The organism is Bifidobacterium indicum, assembly GCF_036987015.1.
Lineage (GTDB): Bacteria > Actinomycetota > Actinomycetes > Actinomycetales > Bifidobacteriaceae > Bombiscardovia > Bombiscardovia indica.
In genome coordinates this window covers 1,411,184-1,435,720 of the sequence record NZ_BTXM01000001.1, presented here as the reverse complement: position 1 = coordinate 1,435,720, position 24,537 = coordinate 1,411,184, and the positions used below count along the sequence as shown (strand labels likewise).

Below are 24,537 nucleotides of genomic sequence, written 5' to 3'. Positions count from 1 at the left end.
CAGTCGGTTGTCGCGTCTATGACAGGGTGGCGTGGGAGCACGGCGGTATGGGGAACGGAGAAATGGGAGTGAATCAAGTGGGTTCTGATCCGGTTGTTGGACGTTTGGCTCCTTCGCCTACCGGTCGGATGCATCTGGGCATTTTTTGCCTGTCTGGCGGCTTGGTTGGGCGTCAGGTCGCATGAGCTTCCGGGCTTCTGCGTCTGTGCATCGAGGACACTGACGGACCGAGTGCGGTCAAGGATGCCGACCGGTGGATCATGGATGATCTGGATTGGTTGGGGTTGGACTGGTATGGGCCGGTGGTCTACCAGTCTCAGCGAAACGATCTTTATGTCCGAGCCTTGAAGCTGTTGGAAATGCAGCATCTGGGTGATGGACAGCCTCTGGTTTACCCGTGCTTCTGTTCCCGGGCCGATATTCGCGCGGCCTCGGCCCCCAATGCGGGTGATGGGTTCATGGTGTATCCAGGGACCTGTCGGGGTCTTTCCGGGAAGGTGGTCAGGGAGTGGCTGAATCGGGGCAAACGACACAGCATGCGTATCGCGGTTCCTGACAACCCTGATGTCCCTGGTGATGTTTGCAGGTTCGAGGATTCGGTCTTCGGCCTCCGGTCTTTCTCCCTGCCCAGGGAAGTGGGGGACGTGGTCATCAAGAGATCGGATGGGTTGGTCTCTTACCAACCGGCCGTTACTGTGGATGATCTGGCCATGGGGGTGAATCAGATCGTGCGCTGAAGGGATCTTTTGCGGTCCACGGCCATCCAGTCCTGGATCCGGAGCCGCCTGCAGCCGGATTCTCCTCTCGTCCAGTACGCCCACCTGCCGTTGATAGACGGGGAGGATGGCAGGCGGTTGTCCAAGAGGTTCGGATCGGCAGACATGCAGATGCTCCGGCAAGGGGGCTGGTCTGCACGGCAGGTGATTGGGGTCTGTGGTTGGCTCCTCGGTCTTTTGAATCGCCCGGAGCCTGTAAGGGCAGAGGAATTGTTGGACCGTTTCACGTGGAACTTTCTGGCCGACAATCACGAGGACCGCCGCTTTGATCCGGAAGAATTGGAGCCGAATTCTGGCTACATGAAGCCGGACCGATGCTGCCACGGCCTACGCATTGATCGTGCACCGGTCTCTTTCGGACTCCTGGACGGGCATCCGGATCTCAAGGAGTTTGCAGGTCGACGCCTGGCCCAGCTGGTACGGGACAGGGATTTTACGGTGGGCACCGGTTTCGCGGGAACACCCTATGTGTTGCCTGCTCTGACCGAGACGGGACATCTTGAGGAGGCATACCGACTCTTCCTTTCGGAGAAGTGCCCCTCCTGGCTGTACCAGGTCTCCATGGGTGCGACCACCACCTGGGAGCGGTGGGATTCCATGTTGCCCGACGGCAAGGTGAACTCGGGGGTGGGTATGACGTCTTTCAACCACTATGCCCTCGGATCCGTGGCCGAATGGATGTACTCTACCCTGGTTGGACTTGTCATGACCACTCCAGGTTGGGAGCGGTTCAAGGTCGCCCCCAAGCCCTGGGGGCCGATCAGGAACGCCCATGTGACTCATAAGACGGCTCTGGGTATCATCGACCTGGCCTGGAAATACGAAGCGGATGACGGCCAGCTGACCATTGATGTCTCGGTACCGGAGGGGAGTTCCGCCCTGGTCGAGGTGGGTGAGCAATCAGAGCTGATTCATGCGGGCAGCCACCGTCTGGTCTATGCCTATACGGTCTGAGTTCAGCCTCTTTCCGGTCTCCGCTCCCTAGCTTTGTTCTTTCGGCCGGGGCGGAGGCCTTTTGTATTGGGCTGAATTCATGTGAACCGTCGCATTGGTGGTGTTCCGGCAGTAAAGTTACGGCCGGTCGCATCCCTGCCGGGTCGTTGGGTCCCGGCCTGGATCCTGTCGGGGCTTGATCCCGCGGCCAGTGCGAACGATCTCCAGCGGGGTGCGCATGCTGGGTGGATCCCTGTCCTGGTTCAGTCTGACGGTGCCTTTGCGGGGGTGTTTTTTCGCGAACACGCCTGAATATACATTATATTGTTATGTTGTTATAATGTTTGAGACATTCAAGGTCGATTGACACAGGGGATGGCTTCTTCCCCGGTCGTTTGCCGAGAAGCGAATGGCTTCGTCACATGCGAGGAGGCAAATTGCTGGACAAGTATTTCCCGGAAGGCACCGTTCTGTACCGGGATGACGTGGCCGATTGGCAGGAGGCCGTAGACGTAGTCACGGCCCCCCTGGTGAAGCTCGGAAGAATCAGGACGTCCTACGTGGATGCCATCAAGGAGTCGATTCGGAAACCCGGAGGCACCTACATCGACCTCGGGCAGGGCATCGCCTTGGCCCATTCAAGGCCGGAGGCAGGTGTGGTGGCCACTTCACTGTCGGTGCTGAAGGTTGGCAGACCATTCCTGTTGGCGGATTCACCGGACCATCCAATCAGTACCATGTTCTGCCTGGCCGCCCAGGACTCGGACAGCCATCTGAGCCTGATGCAGTCTCTTGCGGCTTTTCTGAGCGATGCGGGTAATCAGGACAGGTTGGGCAAGGTCTCGAATGCTGAAGAGTTGAAGACGATTCTCAAGGAAGAAAGGTGATCAGTATGAAGATTCTGACGGTATGCAGTACGGGGCTTGGGTCCAGCTTCATGACCCAGCTCAATATCGACAAGGTGCTGAAGGAACTCGGCGTCACCGGCGTGGAGACCGACCATCGCGATCTCGGCTCGGTCAGTCCGGGGGACGCCGACGTCATCTTTGTGGGGCGCGATATCGCCGATGCCGCCAAGGACCTTGGTGATGTGGTCGTTCTTGACAGCCTCATCGACATGAAGGAAATCAAGGAGAAACTGATCGAGGCCTTGAAGCGCCACGGTGTGGCTGTGCCCGGGGAGGAACAAGCATAATGAACGGTGTTCTCAAGGTCCTCCTGGACATCTTCCGACAGCCCTCCGTCATCGTCGCTCTCATCTCCCTGATCGGTCTGTCGCTGCAACGCAAACCGGCCACCGACATCATGAAGGGGACCATTCGCACCTTTGTGGGCTTCCTGGTCCTGGCAGCCGGTGCCGGGGTGGTGACCAACGCCCTGGATCCCTTCGGTGACATGTTCCAGTACGCCTTCCACGTGCAGGGAGTGGTGCCCAACAACGAGGCCATCGTCGGCACGGTCTTGGTCAAGTACGGATCCGTGGCCGCCCTGATCTTCTTCTTCGGCATGATCGTCAATGTGATCCTGTCGGCGACCTCCTATTTCAAGTATGTCTATCTGTCCGGTCATGTCGCCTTCTACATGGCGACCATGATCACCGTCATCTTCGTTGCTGCCGGATTCCAGACTTGGCAGACCCTGCTCTGGGGTTCCATCGCCCAGGGCCTGGTGGTCACCCTTTCACCGGCAGTGGTGCAGCCCTTCATGAAGAAGGTCACGGGTACCGATGACGTGGCCCTGGGGCATACCGGTGGATCCGGAATCGCCCTGGGTGGTCTGGTCGCCACGCTGACCCGGAGCAAGAAGCACCCCTCCAAGTCCACCGAGGACATCAACTTCCCCAAGAATCTTGGGTTCCTGCGTGATACCACGGTCATCGTGGCATTGTCCATGGCCGTCATCTACGTTATCGTCGCCCTCTTTGCAGGTCCGGCATACATTGAATCCAAGCTGAGCAACGGGCAGAACTTCATCGTCTATGTCATCATTGAGGCGGCCACTTTCTCCGCCGGTGTCTACATCATCCTGGCAGGGGTCCGCGTGGTTCTGGGTGAGATCGTGCCCGCCTTCAAGGGCATCAGCGAGCATCTGGTCAAGAACGCCAAGCCCGCCCTGGATGTTCCCGTCACCTTCACCTTCGCCCCCAACGCCGTGTTGATAGGCTTCCTCTCCAGCTTCGTCGGAGGCATCGTGGGTATGGCCATCATGGCTGTGGCCCATACGACGGTCATCATTCCGGGAGTCGTGGCCCACTTCATGACCGGTGGCGCCACTGGCGTGATCGGCAATGGTGCCGGAGGTCGTCGAGGCGCTGTGCTCGGTTCCTTCGTCAACGGCCTGGTCATCACCTTCCTGCCGCTCCTGCTCCTGCCTGTTCTGGGCAGTGTCGGTAAGGGTGCTGCCACCTATTCGGATGCCGATTTCGGTGTGGCGGGTATCTTCCTGGGCTACCTGAACAAGGCTGGCGGTCAGATCGCCATCATCGCCGGTCTGGTCATAGTGCTGATTCTGGTATACGTGGCCTCTTACTTCCTCAACAGGCGTAAGAATGCCATCGCCGATGCCGCTGACGTGGCCGAGAAGGCCCAGGCCACTGCGTGAGTTGGACTCGGGGTGGGTCACGGGATCCGATTCGGGCCCGGTCCCGTTGCCTGCCCGTTCCTCCAATCCATTTCCGGCGGCGGGAGATGGGGGTCGCCGCGAGGGAGCAGCCATTGATTAGGTTTTAGAATCGTCTGATGGGGGGCATGCGACGGCCTGACTGATTCGGGTCGAACGATGTCATTGTGTAATTGTGATGAGAACCAGGTGGGCCGGTGTTGCAATGGTAGATGGAATTCCCAAGTACGTGTCCGTGAGGAACCATTTGCGGGGCAACGTCGAGCGGATGGAGGATGGGGCACAGTTGCCCACCGAATCCGAGCTCTGCAAACGATACAAGGTCAGTCGCATCACTGTGCGTCACGCCATCGAGGATCTGATCCGAGAAGGTCTGATTGTTCGTAACCAGGGTAAGGGGACCTTCAAGATCAAACCGCCCTCCTCTTCGCGCGAGGTCATCAATGGGCGGATTATGGGTTTCTGGCGGCAGCAGCACGATTTGGGCAGGGTGGTCAAGACCAGGGTCCTGTGCAATCGGGTCACCGCGGAACCCAACATGGCCACCCGTCTGGGTCTTGATCCCGCTGACCCCCTGATCGATTTGGAACGCCTGCGATACGTGAACGGGAACCTGCGGCAATATGTGCGGACCTACCTGTCATCCGAACAGTATCCCGACATACTCCACCATGACTTTTCCGACGGCTCCCTCTATGACTTCATCGAAGCACGGCACGGGGTCAAACTGGCCCGGAACGAGGTGGTCGTCCGCATCAAGCGGGTGGATGCCCGGATAGCCGATTACTTCCAGGTCGAAGAGGGTACGCCCATCCTGGCCATGGACTCCACGGTCTATGACAGCTTCGATGCCGTGGTCGCCTTCGGAGTGGCCTTGCAGCCACCGGCATACAGCGAAATCGAGTTCGTCATCAACGGGTTGAGGGACTGAACCTGGTGGGCGTGAGACCTGGTCCGGTTCCCTTTATTGTGCGCATGATCGGTTGATCGCCGTTGCCAGGTCTTCGGGATCCGCGACCCCCAGGATCAATCTGCTGAATTGCTCCTCCTCCAGCTGAATGACCAGAGGGCGCTCGGGGCGTCCCAGGTTCCAATAGGTCCTTTCCCCTTCATGGGTGAAGGTGCCCCTTCATGCGTTCGGCAGACCCAGACCTGGACCTCGAACCCCTTTCCCCTCATCGGTGATGCCGTCGTCCACGGTCGCTCCGCGCACGTGCTTCAGGGGGAAGGACAACTCTCTTCTGAAGGAGAGGATTGCGTTGATGCCCCGTGGTCTGACCACCAGATGATCCTCAGTGATTTGTACGGAATTGCTGGCCTTGGTGCCCTGTCTGTTACTCATTGCCGGTTCCTTTCTTGATTGTCTGTTTCGGATAGCCTTCGGACAGATCGATACCGGCACGTTCCAGAAGGCGATGGCCGAGCAGGACCTCGGTCGTGGTCTTCTGCGACTGTTCCCTGGACGATCCCCCTTGCCCCGATGGTGCGGTCATGGCGTTCAGCTGCTTGGTAAGCAGGTAGCGTATATGAGGGTCGTCTGCCGAAACCTCCATCAGTGCTACGAGCATCAAATCGACTGTTTCGGCCTGAGGGTCGGCTCGGTTCAGGCTGGTCTCCAGGGTCTCCTTGAAGAGTCCGTACTTGCTGCCGAATGCCGCGTAAAGGCTTCCTCGCAGAAGCCCGGTCGCTTGTACCAGGTCGTCAATTGAGCTGCCTTGGTACCCCTTGGCGACGAATACCGACCGAGCCTGCGCCAGTACTCGGTCCATGTCGAATTCCCTGTGTCGTCCCATAGTGACAGCATAAATTATTTTGACTGTTCAGTCAATAAAAGCGGTTTCCGCTTCTCTTTCTATCCGAGAGCGGGGAGAGGACCTTTCGGAATCCGGTGTGTGACCGGGCGTCTCACTCAGAATTTCCAGGATTAGGGGTACGCCTTGGTCGGCGCCGGCGCGGCCAGGATGAACGCCTTCCCGCACATCGGTCTGAGCTGGTGCGATGACGGGCATCCGGTGAGGTGAACCCTGAGGGTCGTGGGTATGGGCCATGCTTGGACGGCAGAGCCTGCTGAGGATACTATGAACCTATAACCGGATTCCTTGTCGTGGTGCACAGAAGCAGAGAAAGCAGGTAGACCATGGGGCGTCTTCAAGGCAGGAAAGAACGCGAGCCGTTTGTGCTGGAACATGCCAGCATCGCATCGGGGGATGGGATAGGGACCATTGAGGATGACATGTCCATCCTGGTCTCCGCCGATGGACGCATCGAACAGGTATGCCCCACCCGGTTGGCCTTTGTTCCATCCGGTTACCATCACATTGATGCCACCGGCAAGGTGGTGGCCCCCGGGCTCATCAACGCCCATGTCCACCTCTTCGCCGATGGGAAGCCCCTGTCGGGTGGGGGCGACATCTCGCCGCGAGTGGTCGATGCCGCCATGAAGGTCATGCATGGCCCTGCTGGTCGTGTCCTGATGGATGTTCGGATCAAGTCCAACGTCTCCGCCCTGCTCAACTCCGGCGTCACCACGATTCGCACCCTGGGTGACGTGGGATATGAGTCGGTCCGCCTGCGGGACCGGATCGATGCGGATGAGCTGATGGGGCCCCGCATATTGGCCGCCGGCCCCCTCCTGGCCATTCCCGGCGGACACGGTGACCCCTTCATCGCCCTTTCGTCCTCCTCACCTGAGGAGGCGCGGCACAACACCCGCATCAACCTGGACCATGGTGTCAATGCCATCAAGGTGGCCGCCACCGGTGGGGTGACCGATGCCACCAAGGTGGGGGAGGCCGGCACCCCTCAGATGACCCTGGAGGAGATGACCGCGGTCTGCGACGAGGCCCATGAGTTCGGAGTGTTGGTCGCCGCCCATGCACAGAGCCCGGAGGGAGTCAAGGCGGCCCTGAAGGCCGGCGTGGACACCATTGAGCATGGAAGCGCCTTGGACGATGAGATGATCGGTCTCTTCCTGGATAATCCGCGATCGCTCAGGGGCTTCTCGGGTCTGGACCCCACTCTCTGCGCTGGTCTGCCTCTGGTCAAGCTCGGCCAGGAGGAGCTGGGGGTGACCGACATTGTGCGGAGCAATTCCGAGTTGGTCGTCGACGGTATGATCAAAGGGGCCAGGCAGGCCCATGAGAACGGGATATCGGTCGGGGTCGGCACCGATACCGGCATGACCTTCGTTCCCCAGTACGGCACCTGGCGCGAAATGGACTATATGGTGCGCTACGCGGGCTTTACCCCGGCTCAGGCCTTCCACGCCGGTACTCAGGTCAACGCGAAGAATCTGGGCTTTGATGACGTGACCGGTTCCGTGGCCGTGGGCAAGGATGCCGATCTGATCGTCCTGGACAAGGACCCGGCCAAGGATCTGCGGACCCTGGCCAATCCCAGGCTGGTCATCGTCCGTGGTCGTCCGCTCTGGCATCCTGAAGTCAGGCACTTCGATGACATCGACCGCCTGCTCGACACGTTCTGAGGGGTGCAATCCCCGGCAGGGGTGGAGGATGGCAGGTGGGTTGACCCGGAAGGAAGGGCGAATCGACACTGTGGGGCGGATGGCACCCTCGCCGACCGGACGGATGCATCTGGGTAACGTCTATGCCTGCCTGGCGGCCTGGCTGGGTGTCAGGTCTCAGGGTCCCTCGGGGATTCTGCGGTTGCGGATCGAAGACATCGACGGGCCCAGGGTGGTTCCCGACGCCGACAGGTGGATCATGGACGACCTGGATTGGCTGGGGCTGGACTGGGACGGGCCTGTCGTCTACCAGTCCGAGCGGGGGCAGGACTACGAGCGGGCACTGCAGAGACTTGAGAGGCAGCACCTGCCCGATGGGCAGCCCCTGGTCTATCCCTGTTTTTGCTCGCGGGCCGATATCCGTGCGGCTTCGGCCCCCAATGAGGGGGACGGCTTCACCATCTACCCCGGCACCTGCCACGGGCTGCCCGGTTCCGTCGTCCGTGAACGGCTGAGTCAGGGGCGACGGCACAGTCTCCGTATCGCCGTTCCCTCCCGTCCTGAGGATGCCGAAGCAATCCGTCGATTCGATGATCGGGTCTTCGGCACCCAATCCTTCAACCTGCCGGAGGAGGTGGGCGACGTGGTCATCAGACGCTCGGATGGGTTGTTCTCCTATCAGCTGGCGGTCAGTGTGGACGACCTGGCCATGGGGGTCAACCAGGTCGTGCGCGGGCGTGACCTGCTGCGGTCAACAGCCATTCAGTCATGGATACGGGCCCATCTCCAACCGGACCCGCCTGATGTGGAATATGTCCATCTTCCGTTGATCGACGGCATGGATGGCCGACGGATGTCCAAACGGTTCGGTTCGCCGGATATGGGTTCACTCAAGGAACATGGCTGGCAGGCACGGCAGGTGATTGGGGTCTGCGGCTGGCTTCTTGGCCTTCTGGACCGTCCCCGTCCGGCCCACCCCCAGGAGCTGCTCCACGGTTTCACGTGGAACATCCTGGCATCCAAGAGGCAGGACCGTCGATTGGACCCGGAGGAGTTCTTGTCGCGGTCTGAGGTATGAGCCGCCGACTACCATAATCTGAGACGGGTTCCGGATTCGAGGAGGGACGGTCATGGTCGCCTACATGGATCACAAGGATCTGGCCAATCAGAGCATCAGCCAGGAACGGGCCGTGCAGATACAGGACGGGATCAACCGCGTCATGGAGCGCATAGCCCGATCCGAGCAGAGGTCTGGTCGGCAGGAGGGGTCGGTCACCCTCCTGGCTGCCACCAAGACCCGTGATGTGGGTGAGATCATGGCGGCCATTGACGCTGGTGTTCGCCTGATCGGCGAGAACCGCCCCCAGGAGGTCACGGCCAAGGCCGATGGGCTGATTGAGGCTTGCCGGGAGCGGGGATTGCGGCTCGGTGGCGACCCGGCCGAATCGAGGGTTGCGGGGTTCCACCTGATCGGTCAGCTCCAATCCAACAAGATCAACAAGGTCCTGCCCTATGTGGACACGGTCGAATCGGTCGATGGTCTCGATCTGGCCCGGAAGCTGGCCTCCCGTGCCCTGGCCAGGGGCCTGGTCGAGGGTATCCTCCTGGAGGTCAACGAGTCCGGTGAGGAGGCCAAGTCGGGTTGCGGCCCCGACCGTGCCCTGGACCTGGCCTATGAGCTGGCCGACATGGAGGGCATCCGGTTGGATGGGCTCATGACCATCGGGGCCCATGTGGATGATGAGACGGTGATCCGTCGGGGATTCAGCCACCTGCGTGGTCTGCGCGACACCATCCGGTCCTCGGGGGAGTCCGGAACCGGTTCCTGTACCCAACTCTCCATGGGGATGACCGGCGACATGGATTATGCCGTGGCCGAGGGGTCGACGATTGTTCGTGTGGGTACCGCCATCTTCGGTCCGCGGGCCTTCATCTGAGTGAGGGTGCGGGAGCTCTCCCAGCCATGGGCTTCCCGCCTTCCCGGTGGTTCCGCCTGTCGGTGGACCCTTCCAGGGGCTAGACTGTTCCCTATGAGAATCGCACGTTTTTCCATCAATGGCACCCCCCGCTACGCCTTCGTCCAGGAGGACGAGCAGGACGGCAAGGATTATCTGGTTGAGTTGAGCGGGTACCCGCTGACCGGGCAGCAGGTTGAGCCCACGGGTCAGCGGTACGCCCTTGATGACGAGAAAGTGCGTTTGCTGGCACCGGTCATCCCCTCCAAGATTTACGGTGCGGCCAAGAACTACCGGGCCCATGCCGCCTACATGGCCGAGAAGGGCCAGTCCTCCAGCCCGGAGCCGCCGGAGCGCCTCGTGCTCTTCATGAAGCCCTCCACCTCGGTCATCGGTCCCGACGATCCCATCGTCAAGCCCTCCTACAGCAAGGACATGAACTATGAGCCCGAGGTGGCCGTGGTCATTGGGCGGATCGCCCGCAAGGTCAGCCAGGCCGAGGCCATGGATTACGTGCTTGGATACACCTGCGTCAATGATGTGACCCTGCGCGATCTTCAGCAGGACGATCCCATGTGGACCCGTTGCAAGGGCTTCGACACCGCCTGCCCCCTGGGCCCCTGGATCGAGACCGATCTGGACTACCGGGATGCGAAGATCTCCTTCAGACTCAATGGTGAGGAGGTGCCCGAGGCCAGCGGCACCACGGCCGACCTGATCCACTCCATCCCCGAACAGATTGCCTTCATCTCCAGCTTCGCCACCCTGCTCCCCGGCGACGTGATCATGACTGGCACCCCGCATGCCTCCGGTTCCTTGCAGGGGCGGGACGAGGCCACGGTTCATGTGGAAGGCATCGGCGACCTGCGCAACGTGGTCATCGACGAATAAAGAGCGGTCGTTTCCGAAGGACAACAAGGCCCTTGGCCGGTCGGTGAGGGCCTTGTTCTCTTAACCTGTTCTCTCCTCAGTAAACTTGAGTCTGCGGGGCTCAAGTTTTGGGAATAAGCATCCCCTTCTGCATGTTGGTCATACCAGATATAACCGTAGCATGACTCGACCGAACGGTTCCGGCGGGCCGTGCGGAAGATTGTTGGAGGATACGTATGGAAGAGAACTTCACCACCATGGCCCAGGAGGCCATAGGAGATGCCATTCAGTCCGCTTCGGCGGCGGGGAACCCCCAGGTGGATGTACTCCACCTTCTGGACTCCCTCTTGAGGCAGCAGTCCGGTGTGGTCGGTGGTTTGATCCAGGCCGCCGGCGGCGACAGACAGCAGGTCGGTGCGGCCGTCCGCAACGCCCTGGTCGCCCTGCCTTCGGCCAGCGGATCGACGGCCTCCCAGCCTCAGGCCAGCCGGCAGCTCAGCATGGCGATCAGCCAGGCGGAGAAGGAGATGCAGGAGATGGGGGACGAGTATGTCTCCACCGAGCATCTGCTCATCGCCATCGCCGTGGGTCCCAGCCAGGCTGCCGATATCCTGCGTCAGGCAGGTCTGACCCCCGAGGCCCTGCGTAAGGCCACGCCGGATGTGCGGGGCGGGGCCAAGGTGACCAGCCCTGATGCCGAGGGGACCTACAAGGCCCTGGAGAAGTACTCCACCGACTTGACCGCCCAAGCCAAGGAGGGCAAGCTGGACCCCGTCATCGGCAGGGACCAGGAGATTCGACGCGTCATACAGATCCTGTCGCGGCGCACCAAGAACAACCCCGTCCTTATCGGTGAGCCCGGTGTGGGCAAGACGGCCGTGGTCGAGGGGCTGGCCCAGAGGATCGTGGCCGGCGATGTCCCCACCACACTGGAGGGGAAGAAGCTGATCTCCCTGGACCTGAGTTCCATGGTGGCCGGCAGCAAGTACCGGGGCGAGTTCGAGGAACGCCTCAAGGCCGTCCTGAACGAGATCAAGAGCGCCAATGGCCAGATCATCACCTTCATCGACGAGATTCATACCATCGTCGGTGCCGGCGCCAGCGAGGGCTCCATGGATGCGGGCAACATGCTCAAGCCCATGCTGGCCAGGGGTGAACTCCGTCTGATCGGGGCCACCACCCTGGACGAGTACCGCGAGAACATCGAGAAGGACCCCGCCCTGGAGCGTCGGTTCCAGCAGGTCTTCGTGGGTGAGCCCTCGGTCGAGGATACCGTAGCGATCCTACGTGGATTGAAGCAGCGGTATGAGGCCCACCACAAGGTGACCATCGGCGACGATGCCCTGGTGGCTGCGGCCACCCTGTCGAACCGGTACATCTCCGGTCGCCAGCTTCCCGACAAGGCCATTGACCTGGTCGACGAGGCCGCGGCCCATCTGCGGATGGAGTTGGACTCCCAGCCCGAGGAGATCGACGAGCTTCAGCGGAAGGTCACCCGCCTGGAGATGGAGGAGATGCAGCTCAAGAAGGCCGATGATCCGGCCTCCAAGGACCGTCTGGAGAAGATCCAGGGCGAGCTGGCCAACTCACGCGAGAAGCTGGGTGGCCTCAAGGCACGCTGGGACCAGGAGAAGGCGGGGCACAACAAGGTCGGCGACCTTCGTGCCCAGCTGGATGCCAAGCGGGTCGAGGCCGACAAGGCCACCCGCGAGGGTGATCTGGAAAAGGCATCCAAGATCCTCTACGGTGAGATTCCAGGTATCCGCAAGGAACTGGCCGAGGCGGAAAACGAGGCCGACAAGGCCAAGCAGGCCGCCGAGCAGGGGTCTGAGCCCGACGGGGCCGACATGACCGGCGGCTCCGCCCGCGAACCCATGGTCCCCGACCATGTGGATGCGGACTCGGTGGCCGAGATCGTTTCGGACTGGACCGGCATCCCCGTGGGCCGGCTCATGGAGGGAGAGAACGAGAAGCTCCTGCATATGGAGGACTATCTGGGCAAGCGGGTGATCGGCCAGAAGGAGGCCATCCGCGCGGTCTCCGATGCCGTTCGGCGCTCGCGTGCCGGTATATCAGACCCCGACCGTCCCACCGGTTCCTTCATGTTCCTGGGGCCCACGGGTGTAGGCAAGACCGAGCTGGCCAAGGCCCTGGCCGACTTCCTCTTCGACGATGAGAAGGCCATGGTCCGCATCGACATGTCCGAGTATATGGAGAAGGCTTCGGTCTCCCGTCTGATCGGCGCGGCCCCCGGCTACGTCGGGTACGAGGAGGGTGGTCAACTGACCGAGGCGGTCCGCCGCAGGCCTTACTCGGTGGTCCTCTTCGACGAGGTGGAGAAGGCCAACCCCGAGGTCTTCGACATCCTCCTCCAGGTGCTGGATGACGGTCGCCTGACCGACGGCCAGGGCAGGACCGTGGACTTCAAGAACACGATCCTGATCATGACTTCGAACCTGGGCTCCCAGTTCCTGATCAAGGACGAGCTGGACCAGGATGCCAAGCGGAAGGCGGTCATGGACGCGGTCCAGGCCAACTTCAAGCCCGAGTTCCTGAACAGGCTGGACGAACTGGTCATCTTCAACCCCCTGACCCGTGACGAGCTTGGTGGCATCGTCGATATTCAGGTCAGGCAGGTGGCCCAGCGTCTGACCGACCGCCGAATCACCCTGGATGTGTCCGACTCGGCCCGGGAGTGGCTGGCCAACATGGGCTACGACCCGGCCTTCGGCGCCCGGCCCCTGCGCAGGCTGGTCCAGACCGAGGTCGGTGACCAGCTGGCCCGGATGCTTCTGGCCGGCAAGGTCCACGACGGCGACACCGTCCTGGTGGATCAGACCGGTGGCGAACACCTGGAGCTGACCGCCTGGCCCACCGACACCCTGGTGGACGATGAGGTGAGCGTCGATAATGTCACCGCCGATGGTGATGCGGCCTCAGACACTGACCGCGGTGCCGGGAAGAGTGGCCATGGTAGGCACGCGGCCCCTGACGAAGGCCAGGCCCCCGTGTCCGATGACTGATCCGGTAACCGGACAACAGGCCGGCATCCCGTGACTCCACACGGGATGCCGGCCTGTTTCATGCCCAATCAGCGGCCGCGGGTGGAACCAGGGCTCCACTGACTGTCGACGATGATTCGGGGGCGACGGGCCGCCACCGTGGGCAGGTAATCGGTATCGATCTGGGCCAGGCCCCTCCAACGGCGGCGAAGGCGGTGGAGACGGTGCAGACGATGGGCGTTCACCATGGGGAGGATGGCGGCGATGGCAGCGGCCACCGGAGCGATCATCGGGTTGAGCATCCAACCGAAGAGCGGGTAGAGAACGCCGGAGGCAATGACCAGGGCCACGATGTTGTAGACGGTTGACCAGGTCAGGTTCTGTCTGACGATCCGCTTCGTGGTCCGGCTCAGCTCAATGGCCCGGGCGATACCGTCCAGGTCCCCGTTGCGCAGGATCAGGTCGGGTTCCGAAACTTGGTCCGACGTCTGCTCCGGCAAGGTTCCGAAGGTGATGCGGACCTGGGCACGTTCCATGGCCTCGGGCTGGTTGCGGCTGCCGGCGGCCATGGCCACCAGCCTGTCCGGATCGGGGGTGCGTCCTGTATCCTCGCTTCCGTCCGAGCGGAGGTCGTCCGGCCGTTTCCCCAGGTCGTGAATCAGCCGTTCCAGGCAGTAGGCCTTGCGTGCATCCGTCAGTTGGGTGACCAGCATGTCCACGCCGGCAACCCGGGCTGCCCGTTCGATATGTGCCCCGGCACCCCGCCCCTGTGCCGCCCCGGCTTCGGTCTTGGTGCCGTCCAGGACCAGGCTCGTGACCTTCAGGGAGCGCAGATGGGTGGATGCCCGAATCAAGGCTTCCTCGTCGACCTGGGTCCGGTCGGAGGGGTCCGAACGGTCCACCAGAGCCGAATCATCCATAGCCACGGCCGCCACCCGGCTCAGCCTGCTCATGGACCCGGGCGAGGTGAAGAGGACCCCGTTCTGTATCCCGGTGTTCAGGGTTGTCCGGAAGGCCAGGGGTATGGCCATGGCGGCGGCCGTCGGGCTGGCGATGGCCAGGACGCAGAAGGTGCTGGCGACTGCATGGGCCAGGATGGGCTGGGATCCGAAGAGGAGCCAGACCATCAATGTCCAGACGGCCGCAATCAGGATGCATGCGATGGAGGTATGGATTCTCCTGTCGACGGTGTGCATGGCGGGGGATCGTCCTGTCAGGGCATCGGGGATGATCTGCATGAGCTTGGACACATAGGTGTCGCCGCCGGCCGCCTCGACCTTGATGACCAGGTTCCCCTCGACCAGCTTCGTGGAGGCCAGTACGTGGTCTCCAGGTCCATAGCTGAGGGGGGCCGCCGTGCCGGTCAGCTCGTGCTCGTCGACGGAGGCGAATCCGGCCACCACCTGTCCATCGGCCGCCAGGCGCTCGCCCTGCCTGGTCAGGAGCAGGTTGCCGGCGGCGATATCGTCCTGGGCCACCTGCCGCCCGGTCAGGCTGGACCAGGACTCCCGACCGGGCTCATCCCCCTTCCCTCGGAGTTCCGCCTGGTCGACCAGTCTGCCGGATCCGGGTTGGGTACGGGCAAGGAACTCATAGGACCGCGCCAGGAAGGAGTGGGTCCTGACCTCCAGGATCCGAGCCAGGAGCAGGAGGCTGATGACCACGCCCACGACGTCGAAGTATGGGGACCGGGAACCCTCCGGCAGGAGGGAACCGGCCACGCAGGTGGCCAGGCTGTACAGGTAGGCGATGCCGGTTGCCAGGGTGGCCAGGAGGTTGGGCGTGCACCGCCGCTTCTTCATGGCGTTCCATCCGTCCAGGATGATTCCACGGCCGCAGTAGAAGAGGACCGGGGTGATCAGGATGGCCTGGATCCAGGGGCTGGTCAGCCAGGAGGGGAGGGCATCGGGTGCAAATCGGTCGAACAGGTCCAGAACCAGCACGGGGGCGGTCAGGATGAGGCCGGTTATGGCCAGGCGGATCAGATGGTGGCGCTCGGCATCCAGTCCGTCGATCCGGTGCCCCATGTCGGTCCAGGTGTCACGTGCCGGTTCCTCGTCTTCGTCTTCACCCGTTCTCTGCTGGGCGGCCGGGGTGCCGGAGGGCATGAGGAAGAACCAGATGATGAACCAGGTCGCGGCACAGGCTACGACAAGATCGACTATCGCCAGGAAGATATCGATACCCACCGGGTCTCCTTCGTCATGGTCTATGTGATTCGGATGCCTTTGGGCGGATTCGAGTCACCGATACGTCTATTCTGCCCTCTTTTACGTTGAGAATAATTCCCAACTCACCATTCCTTGCCGAATAAACGTATTACGGCACCGACATTGCGGTTTGTGAGCCCCGCCGCGCCGTGGGTCCATGATATGGGGTTTACTAGAACATGTGTTCGAGTCTACAGGTTCCGCAGTCCTTCTTGCCCTGATTCTGCTGATCGGTCTGATTTCGGGAGGGGCGGTCGGTTATGTCCTTGGCGGGGCCAGGGGTCGGCAGACCTCCCTGTCCCGCCGGGGTGGGGAGGTGGATGGCCTGCGCTCGCAGTTGGAGGAGTCCCGACAGGAACTGCGTGAGTCGGAATCGGCCATGGTGGAGTACCGGACCAGGGTTGATGGGCTCAGCCAGGAGCTGGCCTATGTCAAGTCCCAGCTGGCCCAGGCCCAGCAGGCCGAGCAGGTCCGCTTGGATCAGGAGCGTCGTCGCGTCCAGGCTCAGGAGGAGGAGAGGCGGCGCAGGCAGGCCGAAGCCCTGGAGGAGGAGAGCAAGGTCCTTTCGGCCCTGGCCCCGGTCCAGAAGAACCTGGATGCTCTCCAGCAGAAGGTCTCCCAGATCGAGGAAGGCCGCAAGCAGGAAATGGGCTCCCTGGGTCAGCAGCTCAAGAGCCTGGGGGAGCAGCAGGGCAGGCTCGACAAAGAGACCAGCTCCCTGGCTTCGGCCCTGCGCAACAACAAGGTACGTGGGGCCTGGGGTGAGGCCCAGCTCAAGAACATCGTCGAATCCGCCGGGCTCTTGGAGCATGTGGACTTTGACACCCAGGTGGTGGTCACCTCCCCGGACGGCAAGGTTCTGCGGCCCGATATGGTGGTCCACCTGCCGGGCGGGAAGACCATCCCCATCGACGCCAAGGCACCCTATTCGGAGTATCAACGTGCCTGCGAGATTCCCGACACTGCGTCGGATGACGAGCTCCGTCGTCGTGACGACCTCCTCAAGGCCCATGCCAAGGCCCTGCGCGATCATGTCAAGAACCTGGGTGACAAGGAGTACTGGAACGCCTTCGATACGGCCCCTGATTTCGTTGTGGCCTTCATCCCCAATGACTCCCTCCTCCAGGCCGCCCTCGATGTGGATCCGACCCTGATGGATGACGCCTTCGCCCAGAAGGTGGCCCTGACCTCCCCGGTGACCCTTTGGGCCGTACTCAAGTCGGTGGCCTACGCCTGGCAGCAGCAGAACCTCACCGATGATGCCAAGACCCTCTTCACCCTGACCCATGAGCTCTACGATCGTTTCGTGGTTCTGGGCGACAAGGCCAACAAGCTGGGCAAGTGCATCACCAACACGGTCACCGCCTACAACAGGTTTGCAGCCTCCCTGGAATCCCGGGTCCTGGTCACGGCCAGGAAGCTGCAGAACCTGGACCCGACCAAGGTCATCGAGCCGGTGGAGATGATCGATTCCGACAAGGCCAACCTGCGTGAGCTGACCGCCCCGGAAATCCTGCCCGACAATCCCGACGATGAGGCCTGACCCTGCAGGCCCGCCTGTCCGTTGGTAACCGGCGTTAGGCTGGTAGACATGAACAAGGCATCAGAGACGGAACGGACCGGATCCTTCCGCCCGACCGGGGCCCCCGATCTGGCCCTGGATCAGAATCAGGCCGCCCGAAGCATGATGGAGCCCGCCGACCAGCTCAGGGAGCTCCTGGCCCAGGAGATCAATGGTCGTCCCTTCACGGAACTCAGCGGGGTCACCTTTGACCACCGGGGTGCGGAGTTGGCTGGTCACGTCCTTCTGGACGCGCTTGAGGACGCCGGGTACTCGGTCGACGATTTCGACGCCGTGGGTGCACTGACCGCTGCAGCCGTTCCCCTGGCCGATGCCATGCTGCATGCAGCCGCTTCGCGGGGCCAGGCCCTGAACGCCTTCGTCATGGACTTCGTCTACCCCTCCATCAAGGGCCCCTCCATCAAGGGGAAGCGGGTCATCCTCCTGGATGCCTGGCTCAGTCAGAAATCGTATGTGCAGACCTCATCCCTGGTCACCCTCCGCAAGGGGAACGAGCTCAGTCTCGACTGCAGTATCATCCGGCGGCAGGGCGCCGAACCCCTGGCCATCGCCTCGCTGGTCGGAGGTCTCGGTCCGGAAACCGCCCCGGCCGACGGGTCGGCCGATTCGGACGGGACCGGCATGCCCGGGCACGATGCTGAATTGCCCACCATCCAGGTGGTCGACCCGGTCGATGATTCCAGAACCGGCCTGCCCTTCATCTGCGTTTTTAATGAGGGGCAGTTCAGTCCGCGAGGGGACCAGGACCGATGAGGGACCCCAATCCCATCACCCGGGCGGCCAGGGAGTCGGGGGAGCCCACCTTCCGACAGGTGGGGCTAGGGCCCTGGAGCCTGGAGCACCCAGACCTGCCCCGACCTGACGACCCGGATTCCGCCGCCTATGATCCCCGCTTCGACAGCGACCTCCTGGATCATGGGGACCGCCGCAACGTGCTTGACCGCTACCGGTACTGGACCGTCGAGGCCATCCGTGTCGACCTGGACCGCCGCGGACGTCACGGGTTCGAGGTGGCCGTCGAGAACTGGACCCACGACTTCAACATCGGCTCCATGGTCCGCACGGCCAATGCCTTCGCAGCCGGGCGGGTCCATATCGTCGGCCCCCACAAGTGGAACCGCAAGGGTGCCCTGATGACCGAGCTCTACCAGCATGTGGTCCACCATCCCAGCATCAGCGCCCTGGCCGATGACCTTCGTGAGGAGGCCAGTCGGTCCGGGACCCCTGCGCCCAGGCTGATAGCCATCGACAACGTGCCGGGTGCCGTCCCCATCGAGACCTATGACTTTCCGGACCGCTGTCTGATGATCTTCGGTGCCGAGGGCCCCGGTCTCTCCCAGGAGGCCCTGGACCTGGCCTATGATGTGGTCTATATCTCCCAGTTCGGTTCCGTTCGTTCCATCAACGCCGGGGCTGCCGCCGCCGTCGCCATGCATGCCTGGATCGCCCAGCGTGCTGGGGTCGGTCGCCTCTCCTGATTTCCTGATTGTGGGTGGCCGGATCCTCTGCGTGTGGGAAACCGCCCTGCTCGGTTCCAAGGAGCCGGAAGTCGGGTGGGGGAGGTTGCGCGGGACCGTCATATGCGTCCATGATCAGTGACCGACCCTGACCGCCTCGCCCATATGCTGGACAAGATGTATCGGACATCCTGCGGGTGGCATACGAACTGATAAGCTCAAACACATGATTGAGGTCGAGCACCTGATGAAGAGCTTCCACGGCAAAATGGCCATCAATGATGTCACTTTCACGGCCCGGAACGGTCGCGTCACCGGTTTCCTCGGACCGAACGGAGCCGGAAAGTCCACGACCATGCGCGTCTGTCTGGCCCTGATCAAGCCGGAGAGTGGTCGTGCCCTGATTGACGGCCAACCCTTCGCCAAGCTCGGATCACCCATGACCACGGTCGGTGCGGTGCTCAATCCCCGTTCGGCTCATAAGGCCCGCTCCGCATACTCCCATCTGCGTTCTTTGGCCTATTCCAATGGAATTCCATCCCGGAGGGTCGACGAGGTCCTTGACATGGTGGGTCTGACCAGTGTGAAGAACAAGAACGCCGGCTCCTTCTCCCTGGGCATGAGTCAGAGGCTTTCCATAGCCGCGGCCCTTCTGGGGGATCCCAGGAACCTGGTCCTGGATGAGCCCATCAACGGCCTGGATCCGGATGGGGTCAAATGGGTGCGCGAGCTCTGCCGGGCCATTGCCGCCCAGGGTAAGGCGGTCCTCCTCAGCTCCCACCTGATGAGTGAGGTGGCTCTGACCGCCGACGATCTGGTCATCATCGGCCAGGGACGGGTCATGGAGCGGACCACGGTCGATCACTTCATCCAGGAGCACTCGCGCAACTCCATCAAGGTGGTCACCCCTCAGCCCGACAGGCTCGTGTCCGCCCTCTCAACGGCCGCGGGGATGCGGGTCACCCGGTTGCGTCCCGATTCCTCATGCCCGCCCGATGCCGCACTTTTCCGCATCAAGGGTGCACCCCTGGCATCCACGGCCACCATCCTGGCCAACGCGCAGGTCGTCATGTATGAATTCCGTCAGGAGAAGGTCTCCCTGGAGGAGGCCTACATGAGCGCCACCCATGGGCAGATTGAATACCGTTCCCAGGTGGCCGTAGACCCCAACGCCCATATCGGCGACAATCTGATGGGAGTCGAACAATGAGCCGCATGGCACACAAGGCCCCCAGAGGGGGCCGATCCGCGGTCGGGACCCGTGCAGCCGTCATCGGAAACAGAAGGGACCTCTCGCCTTCGCGGGTTCACCTCTCCTTCCTCCGGTCCCTGCGCAGCGAGATGCTGAAGCTGACCTCGCTCGCATCGACCTGGATCATGACCCTCATCGCCCTGGTCCTCCAGCCCTTTGGCGCACTCACCTCGGCCTGGAGTCTCAGGTACATGAGTACGATCGACCAATCCAGCGGAAAGCCCCTGAAGACCCCCGCTCCCATAGCCATGTCGGAGTATTGGGTAGCCGCGGGCTCCGGTCTGGCCCTGGCCAGCGTCGTCGTCGGCATCATGGGTGTTCTCTGCATCAGCGCGGAGTTCAGCAGCTCCTCCATCGACGCCACCCTGACCAGCAATCCCCGACGTGGTACCGTCCTGGCCGCCAAGGCTGTCTGCCTGGCCGTCCTGACCTGGGTCACCTCCCAGATCGGCGTCCTCCTGGCCTGGGCCTCGGTACAGATCATCCTCTCCGCCCCGGGCAGGATTCCACTCAAGGCCTCCGAGGCATCCATCCCCTGGGTGAACCTCCTGGGCGGGCCCATCTTCCTGGCCGTATTCGCGGTCATGGCCCTGGGCATCGGAGCCATGTGCAGGTCGACCGTCGGCGGCGTCATGACGGTTCTGGGACTGGTCCTGATCGCCCCCATGCTCTTCGGCATCATCCAGGCGGTCAGCAGGTACTTCGTCTGGGTGCAGAGCCTGAGCAACATCCTGCCGTTGAACCTGCTCGATTATTTTCTGAGTGGGCAGACCGAACCCATGCCTGGCCAGGTGGGCTTCGTCCCGCTCTGGTGGCAGGCGGGTCTGATCATGGTGGCCTGGACCGCCGTATTCTACGCCCTGGGGACCCTGGTCATGAAGAGGATCGACATCGACTGACCGGTTCTCCGGACGGTGGCCTGACCGGCTTCCGGAAGTCTGCTGCTTGGTGACCCCTCCGTGTCACACAGCACCAATATGATGATGGGTATGCCAACTTTTACACGTGAAGAGATCAAGCATCTGGGTGATCTGGCCCGTATCGCTCTGACCGATGATGAGGCGGACCGTCTCAAGGGCGAGCTCAACGTCATCGCCGAATCCATCGCCAAGGTCCAGGAGGTGGCCGGGGATGATGTGCCTCCCACAGCCAACCCCATACCCCTGGAGGCATACCTGCGCCCCGATGAGGCTGAGCAGCCCCTGACCCAGGAGGAGGCCCTGTCGGGTGCCCCCGCCACCGAGTCGGGCATGTTCGTGGCACCGCGCATCCTGGGTGAGGAGTGAGTGAAGCAATGAGCGCAAGAAACGAATTGGTGAAGGAATCCGCCACCGAGATGGCCCGGCAGCTGCGGGCCAAGGAGGTCTCCAGCCGTGAACTGGTCCAGGCACAGCTCGACCTGATCGAGGCCGCCGAACCCCGTATCGACGCCTTCCTCCGGGTTTCCGGTGACCAGGCCCTGGACCAGGCCGATGCCTTCGACAAGCGGCTTGCCGCGGGCGATACCGATGGCCTGCCCGAGCTGGCCGGTGTCCCCATCGCCATCAAGGACATGATCGTCACCAAGGGAATCCCCACCACGGCCGCCTCCAAGATCCTCGAGGGCTGGGTGCCGCCCTACGATGCCACGGTCATCGAGAAGATCAAGGCCGCCGGCATGCCCATTCTGGGTAAGACCAACCTGGACGAGTTCGCCCAGGGGTCGTCCACCGAGCACTCCGCCTACAAACCCACCCACAATCCTTGGGATACCGATAGGGTTCCCGGTGGTTCGGGCGGCGGTTCCGCCTCCGCGGTAGCGGCCTTCGAGGCGCCCTTGGCCCTGGGCACCGATACGGGCGGTTCCATCCGTCAGCCCGGCGCCCTGACCGGCACCGTAGGTGTCAAGCCCACCTACGGCGGCGTCTCCCGCTTCGGGGCCATCGCCATGGCCTCCTCCCTGGACCAGATCGGTCCGGTCTCACGGTCCGTCCTGGATGCCGCACTCCTTCAGGAGTTGATCGGCGGCTATGACCACCGCGACTCCACCTCAATCCCCAAGCCGGTTCCGCCCCTGGCCTCCGCCGCCCGCGAGGGCATGAGGCGCGACCTGAAGGGACTGAAGGTCGGCCTGGTCAAGGAGCTGGGAGGCGAAGGCTATCAGCCCGGCGTTGAGGCCCGCTTCAATGAGGGTGTCAAGCTCCTGGAGGGTATGGGCGCCGAGGTGGTCGAGGTCTCCTGCCCCCACTTCCCCTATGCCCTGGCCGCCTACTACATCATCATGCCCTCGGAGGTCTCATCCAACCTGGCCCGGTACGACGGCATGCGTTACGGCCTGCGGGTCATGCCCCAGGCAGGGGTCGAGCAGACCGCGGCCAACATGATGTCGGCCACCCGTGAGGCCGGCTTCGGCGACGAGGTCAAGCGCCGCATCATCCTGGGCATCTACGCCCTCTCCGCCGGTTACTACGATGCCTGGTACGGGTCGGCCCAGAAGGTGCGCACCCTGATCATCCGCGACTTCGAGCAGGCCTTCGAGCAGGCCGACGTCCTGGTCTCGCCCACCTCGCCCACCACCGCCTTCAGGTTCGGTGACAAGATGGACGATCCCCTGGCCATGTATCTGAACGATGTGGCCACCATCCCCGCCAACATGGCGGGTACACCGGCCATGTCCATCCCGGCCGGGCTCAGCGATGACGGTCTGCCCGTGGGCTTCCAGTTCTTCGCGCCCCAGATGCGCGACGAGGTCATGTACAAGCCTGCCGCGGCCTTGGAGGCGGCCCTCCAGGAGCAGTGGGGAGGCCCGGTCTTCAAGGACCTGAAAGCCCCCTGGCTGGATGGCCACGTCAGTGGAACCACCAAGTAGGCATCGGAAGGAAACGGAATCATAATGGCTGAAAAACTCATGAAGTACGCCGATGCCGTGGCCAAGTACGACCCGGTGTTCGGCCTGGAGGTCCATGTCGAGCTCTCCACCAACACCAAGCTCTTCTGCCCGGCCCACATCGAGTTCGGTGGCGAGCCCAACTCCCAGCTGACCCCGGTCTCCCTGGGTCTGCCCGGCAGCCTGCCGGTGGTCAATCGGACGGCCATCGACTACGCGGTCAAGCTCGGCCTGGCCCTGCACTGCAAGATCAACGAGTGGAGCCAGTTCGCCCGGAAGAACTACTTCTACCCGGACATGCCCCGCGATTACCAGATCTCCCAGTACGACAAGCCCCTGAACGGTCAGGGCTACCTGGACGTGGAGCTGGATGACGGGTCCATCTTCCGTGTGCCCATCGAGCGCGCCCACGTCGAGGATGATGCCGGCAAGAACACCCACCTGGGTGGTGCCGACGGCCGTATCGAGGGTGCCGACCACTCCCTGGTCGACTACAACCGTGCCGGTGTGCCCCTGGTCGAGATCGTCACCAAGCCCATCGAGGGCGCCGGAGAGCGCACCCCCGAGGTGGCCGGTGCCTATGTGCGCGCCATCAGGGACATCGTGCGAGCCCTGAACATCTCCCATGCCCGGATGGAGCAGGGCAACATGAGGGCCGATGTCAACGTCTCCCTCCATGCCGGCCCCGACGCCCCCCTGGGCACCCGGTCCGAGACCAAGAACGTCAACACCTTCAAGGGCATCGAGAAGACCCTGATCTATGAGATTCGTCGCCAGGCCGCCCTGCTCGATTCCGGTGGCGAGGTTCTCCAGGAGACCCGCCATTGGGACGAGTCCACCCAGACCACAGCCGGCGGCCGGGTCAAGACCGACGCCAACGACTACCGCTACTTCCCCGACCCTGATCTGGTCATGGTCCATGTGACCAGTGAGCACATCGAGGAGCTCAGGGCCCGGATGCCCGAAATGCCACGTGAACGCAGGGCCCGGCTGAAGCAGGAATGGGACTTCACCGACCGGCAGATGCAGGACGCGGTCAACGCCGACGCGGTGGATCTGATCGAGGAGACCGTCAAGGCCGGTGCCACGGCCGCCGGTGCCCGCAAGTGGTGGCTGGGGGAGATCTCCCGCGAGGCCAATTCCCGTGGCGTCACCCTCCGCGAGCTTCCCATCTCGGCCCAGGATGTGGCTGATGTGGAGCGGCTGATCGCCGACGGCAGGCTCAACGACAAGCTGGCCAAGCAGACGGTCTCCGGAGTGCTGGCCGGAGAGGGCAGTCCCGCCCAGGTCGTCAAGAAGCATGGCTACCAGGTGGTCTCGGACGATGGTGCCCTGGATACAGCCGTCGATCAGGCCCTCAGGGACAACCCCGATATCGTGGCCAAGCTCAAGGGCGGCAACATGAAGCCCATGGGAGCCATCATTGGTGCCGTCATGCGTGCCACCAAGGGCCAGGCCGATGCCAAGGCGGTCAGCAAGATCGTCATGCAGCGCATCGCCCAGTGACCATCATTCTGCGCCTCGGGGATTCCCATGGTTTTCCCAGGGGCGC

At 62.7% G+C, this 24,537-nt stretch carries 22 protein-coding genes; 19 read left to right on the top strand and 3 right to left on the bottom strand.

The window, feature by feature from the left end:
* Nucleotides 1-197: 197 nt before the first annotated feature.
* The 6 genes from AACP59_RS06280 (at nt 198) to AACP59_RS06255 (ending at nt 5,259) form a co-directional block, all read left to right on the top strand.
* Nucleotides 198-737 carry a glutamate--tRNA ligase family protein gene (locus AACP59_RS06280; protein WP_339350427.1) on the top strand — a complete coding sequence of 180 codons (540 nt, stop codon included), beginning with the start codon at nt 198-200 and terminating at the stop codon, nt 735-737.
* Between the two features lie 339 nt (nt 738-1,076).
* Complete coding sequence (locus tag AACP59_RS06275; RefSeq protein WP_339350332.1) at nt 1,077-1,730, top strand: alpha-L-rhamnosidase-related protein; 654 nt, start codon at nt 1,077-1,079, stop codon at nt 1,728-1,730.
* A gap of 401 nt (nt 1,731-2,131) precedes the next feature.
* The gene (locus AACP59_RS06270) at nt 2,132-2,596 is read left to right on the top strand and encodes a PTS sugar transporter subunit IIA (RefSeq protein ID WP_297316018.1); all 465 of its coding nucleotides are present in this window, start codon (nt 2,132-2,134) and stop codon (nt 2,594-2,596) included.
* A 5-nt stretch (nt 2,597-2,601) separates the two neighbouring features.
* The gene (locus tag AACP59_RS06265; RefSeq protein ID WP_297316017.1) at nt 2,602-2,904 is read left to right on the top strand and encodes a PTS sugar transporter subunit IIB; all 303 of its coding nucleotides are present in this window, start codon (nt 2,602-2,604) and stop codon (nt 2,902-2,904) included.
* Nucleotides 2,904-4,310: a PTS ascorbate transporter subunit IIC gene (gene ulaA / locus AACP59_RS06260; protein ID WP_297316016.1), complete on the top strand. Its 1,407-nt coding sequence runs from the start codon at nt 2,904-2,906 to the stop codon at nt 4,308-4,310. The genes AACP59_RS06265 and ulaA overlap by 1 nt, the downstream gene beginning before the upstream one ends.
* A gap of 223 nt (nt 4,311-4,533) precedes the next feature.
* Nucleotides 4,534-5,259 (top strand): GntR family transcriptional regulator, encoded by a 726-nt coding sequence (locus AACP59_RS06255; RefSeq protein WP_339350331.1) that lies wholly within the window; start codon nt 4,534-4,536, stop codon nt 5,257-5,259.
* A gap of 198 nt (nt 5,260-5,457) precedes the next feature.
* On the opposite strand, the gene AACP59_RS06250 is transcribed toward AACP59_RS06255, so the two are convergent.
* Entirely contained in the window at nt 5,458-5,670 is a 213-nt protein-coding gene (locus AACP59_RS06250) for a hypothetical protein (protein WP_339350330.1), read from the bottom strand.
* A complete protein-coding gene (locus AACP59_RS06245; protein WP_297316013.1) occupies nt 5,663-6,097 on the bottom strand; it encodes a TetR/AcrR family transcriptional regulator in 435 nt (144 codons plus the stop codon). The genes AACP59_RS06250 and AACP59_RS06245 overlap by 8 nt, the downstream gene beginning before the upstream one ends.
* Nucleotides 6,098-6,465: 368 nt before the next feature.
* Here AACP59_RS06245 and AACP59_RS06240 point away from each other — a divergent pair, with 368 nt between their 5' ends.
* The 5 genes from AACP59_RS06240 to clpB all read left to right on the top strand — a co-directional run bounded on the left by AACP59_RS06240 (nt 6,466) and on the right by clpB (nt 13,639).
* A complete protein-coding gene (locus tag AACP59_RS06240; RefSeq protein ID WP_339350329.1) occupies nt 6,466-7,812 on the top strand; it encodes an amidohydrolase family protein in 1,347 nt (448 codons plus the stop codon).
* Nucleotides 7,813-7,840: 28 nt separating this feature from the next.
* Nucleotides 7,841-8,869: a tRNA glutamyl-Q(34) synthetase GluQRS gene (gluQRS, locus tag AACP59_RS06235; RefSeq protein WP_297316011.1), complete on the top strand. Its 1,029-nt coding sequence runs from the start codon at nt 7,841-7,843 to the stop codon at nt 8,867-8,869.
* Between the two features lie 52 nt (nt 8,870-8,921).
* Nucleotides 8,922-9,728, top strand: coding sequence for a YggS family pyridoxal phosphate-dependent enzyme (locus AACP59_RS06230; protein WP_297316010.1), 807 nt, complete (start codon nt 8,922-8,924; stop codon nt 9,726-9,728).
* Nucleotides 9,729-9,821: 93 nt separating this feature from the next.
* Nucleotides 9,822-10,637, top strand: a complete 816-nt coding sequence (locus AACP59_RS06225) for a fumarylacetoacetate hydrolase family protein (protein WP_339350328.1) — start codon at nt 9,822-9,824, stop codon at nt 10,635-10,637.
* A 215-nt stretch (nt 10,638-10,852) separates the two neighbouring features.
* A complete protein-coding gene (clpB, locus tag AACP59_RS06220) occupies nt 10,853-13,639 on the top strand; it encodes an ATP-dependent chaperone ClpB (protein ID WP_297316008.1) in 2,787 nt (928 codons plus the stop codon).
* A gap of 68 nt (nt 13,640-13,707) precedes the next feature.
* Here the strand turns inward: clpB and AACP59_RS06215 are convergent, their stop codons facing one another.
* Nucleotides 13,708-15,807, bottom strand: coding sequence for a P-type ATPase actuator domain-containing protein (locus AACP59_RS06215; protein ID WP_339350325.1), 2,100 nt, complete (start codon nt 15,805-15,807; stop codon nt 13,708-13,710).
* 202 nt (nt 15,808-16,009) lie between these two features.
* On the opposite strand from AACP59_RS06215, the gene AACP59_RS06210 reads away from it, so the two are divergent.
* From AACP59_RS06210 to gatB, 8 genes are all read left to right on the top strand, one after another.
* Nucleotides 16,010-17,371, top strand: coding sequence for a DNA recombination protein RmuC (locus AACP59_RS06210; protein ID WP_339350323.1), 1,362 nt, complete (start codon nt 16,010-16,012; stop codon nt 17,369-17,371).
* Nucleotides 17,372-17,419: 48 nt separating this feature from the next.
* A complete protein-coding gene (locus tag AACP59_RS06205; protein WP_370465972.1) occupies nt 17,420-18,163 on the top strand; it encodes a type I phosphoribosyltransferase in 744 nt (247 codons plus the stop codon).
* The gene (locus AACP59_RS06200; protein ID WP_297316005.1) at nt 18,160-18,888 is read left to right on the top strand and encodes a TrmH family RNA methyltransferase; all 729 of its coding nucleotides are present in this window, start codon (nt 18,160-18,162) and stop codon (nt 18,886-18,888) included. The genes AACP59_RS06205 and AACP59_RS06200 overlap by 4 nt, the downstream gene beginning before the upstream one ends.
* A 205-nt stretch (nt 18,889-19,093) precedes the next feature.
* On the top strand, nt 19,094-20,077 hold the full coding sequence (locus tag AACP59_RS06195) for an ATP-binding cassette domain-containing protein (RefSeq protein ID WP_339350322.1): 984 nt from the start codon (nt 19,094-19,096) through the stop codon (nt 20,075-20,077).
* Entirely contained in the window at nt 20,074-21,018 is a 945-nt protein-coding gene (locus AACP59_RS06190; protein ID WP_297316003.1) for an ABC transporter permease subunit, read from the top strand. Before AACP59_RS06195 ends, AACP59_RS06190 begins: the two co-directional genes overlap by 4 nt.
* Before the next feature lie 90 nt (nt 21,019-21,108).
* Nucleotides 21,109-21,405: an Asp-tRNA(Asn)/Glu-tRNA(Gln) amidotransferase subunit GatC gene (gatC, locus tag AACP59_RS06185; protein WP_297316002.1), complete on the top strand. Its 297-nt coding sequence runs from the start codon at nt 21,109-21,111 to the stop codon at nt 21,403-21,405.
* 8 nt (nt 21,406-21,413) lie between these two features.
* Nucleotides 21,414-22,967, top strand: a complete 1,554-nt coding sequence (gene gatA, locus AACP59_RS06180) for an Asp-tRNA(Asn)/Glu-tRNA(Gln) amidotransferase subunit GatA (RefSeq protein WP_339350321.1) — start codon at nt 21,414-21,416, stop codon at nt 22,965-22,967.
* 24 nt (nt 22,968-22,991) lie between these two features.
* Nucleotides 22,992-24,491 carry an Asp-tRNA(Asn)/Glu-tRNA(Gln) amidotransferase subunit GatB gene (gene gatB / locus AACP59_RS06175; RefSeq protein ID WP_297316000.1) on the top strand — a complete coding sequence of 500 codons (1,500 nt, stop codon included), beginning with the start codon at nt 22,992-22,994 and terminating at the stop codon, nt 24,489-24,491.
* The last annotated feature ends 46 nt before the right edge of the window (nt 24,492-24,537 follow it).

Excerpts from the sequence above, each read along its gene's own strand:
- AACP59_RS06245 (WP_297316013.1), bottom strand. The coding sequence starts at position 6,097 with ATGGACCGAGTACTGGCGCAGGCTCGGTCGGTATTCGTCGCCAAGGGG.
- AACP59_RS06225 (WP_339350328.1), top strand. The coding sequence starts at position 9,822 with ATGAGAATCGCACGTTTTTCCATCAATGGCACCCCCCGCTACGCCTTC.
- AACP59_RS06195 (WP_339350322.1), top strand. The coding sequence starts at position 19,094 with ATGATTGAGGTCGAGCACCTGATGAAGAGCTTCCACGGCAAAATGGCC.
- gatB (WP_297316000.1), top strand. The coding sequence starts at position 22,992 with ATGGCTGAAAAACTCATGAAGTACGCCGATGCCGTGGCCAAGTACGAC.
- AACP59_RS06200 (WP_297316005.1), top strand. The coding sequence starts at position 18,160 with ATGAGGGACCCCAATCCCATCACCCGGGCGGCCAGGGAGTCGGGGGAG.
- gatC (WP_297316002.1), top strand. The coding sequence starts at position 21,109 with ATGCCAACTTTTACACGTGAAGAGATCAAGCATCTGGGTGATCTGGCC.
- gluQRS (WP_297316011.1), top strand. The coding sequence starts at position 7,841 with ATGGCAGGTGGGTTGACCCGGAAGGAAGGGCGAATCGACACTGTGGGG.
- AACP59_RS06275 (WP_339350332.1), top strand. The coding sequence starts at position 1,077 with ATGAAGCCGGACCGATGCTGCCACGGCCTACGCATTGATCGTGCACCG.
- gatA (WP_339350321.1), top strand. The coding sequence starts at position 21,414 with ATGAGCGCAAGAAACGAATTGGTGAAGGAATCCGCCACCGAGATGGCC.
- AACP59_RS06230 (WP_297316010.1), top strand. The coding sequence starts at position 8,922 with ATGGTCGCCTACATGGATCACAAGGATCTGGCCAATCAGAGCATCAGC.
- ulaA (WP_297316016.1), top strand. The coding sequence starts at position 2,904 with ATGAACGGTGTTCTCAAGGTCCTCCTGGACATCTTCCGACAGCCCTCC.
- AACP59_RS06190 (WP_297316003.1), top strand. The coding sequence starts at position 20,074 with ATGAGCCGCATGGCACACAAGGCCCCCAGAGGGGGCCGATCCGCGGTC.
- AACP59_RS06250 (WP_339350330.1), bottom strand. The coding sequence starts at position 5,670 with ATGAGTAACAGACAGGGCACCAAGGCCAGCAATTCCGTACAAATCACT.
- AACP59_RS06270 (WP_297316018.1), top strand. The coding sequence starts at position 2,132 with ATGCGAGGAGGCAAATTGCTGGACAAGTATTTCCCGGAAGGCACCGTT.
- AACP59_RS06205 (WP_370465972.1), top strand. The coding sequence starts at position 17,420 with ATGAACAAGGCATCAGAGACGGAACGGACCGGATCCTTCCGCCCGACC.
- AACP59_RS06265 (WP_297316017.1), top strand. The coding sequence starts at position 2,602 with ATGAAGATTCTGACGGTATGCAGTACGGGGCTTGGGTCCAGCTTCATG.
- AACP59_RS06240 (WP_339350329.1), top strand. The coding sequence starts at position 6,466 with ATGGGGCGTCTTCAAGGCAGGAAAGAACGCGAGCCGTTTGTGCTGGAA.
- AACP59_RS06255 (WP_339350331.1), top strand. The coding sequence starts at position 4,534 with ATGGTAGATGGAATTCCCAAGTACGTGTCCGTGAGGAACCATTTGCGG.
- clpB (WP_297316008.1), top strand. The coding sequence starts at position 10,853 with ATGGAAGAGAACTTCACCACCATGGCCCAGGAGGCCATAGGAGATGCC.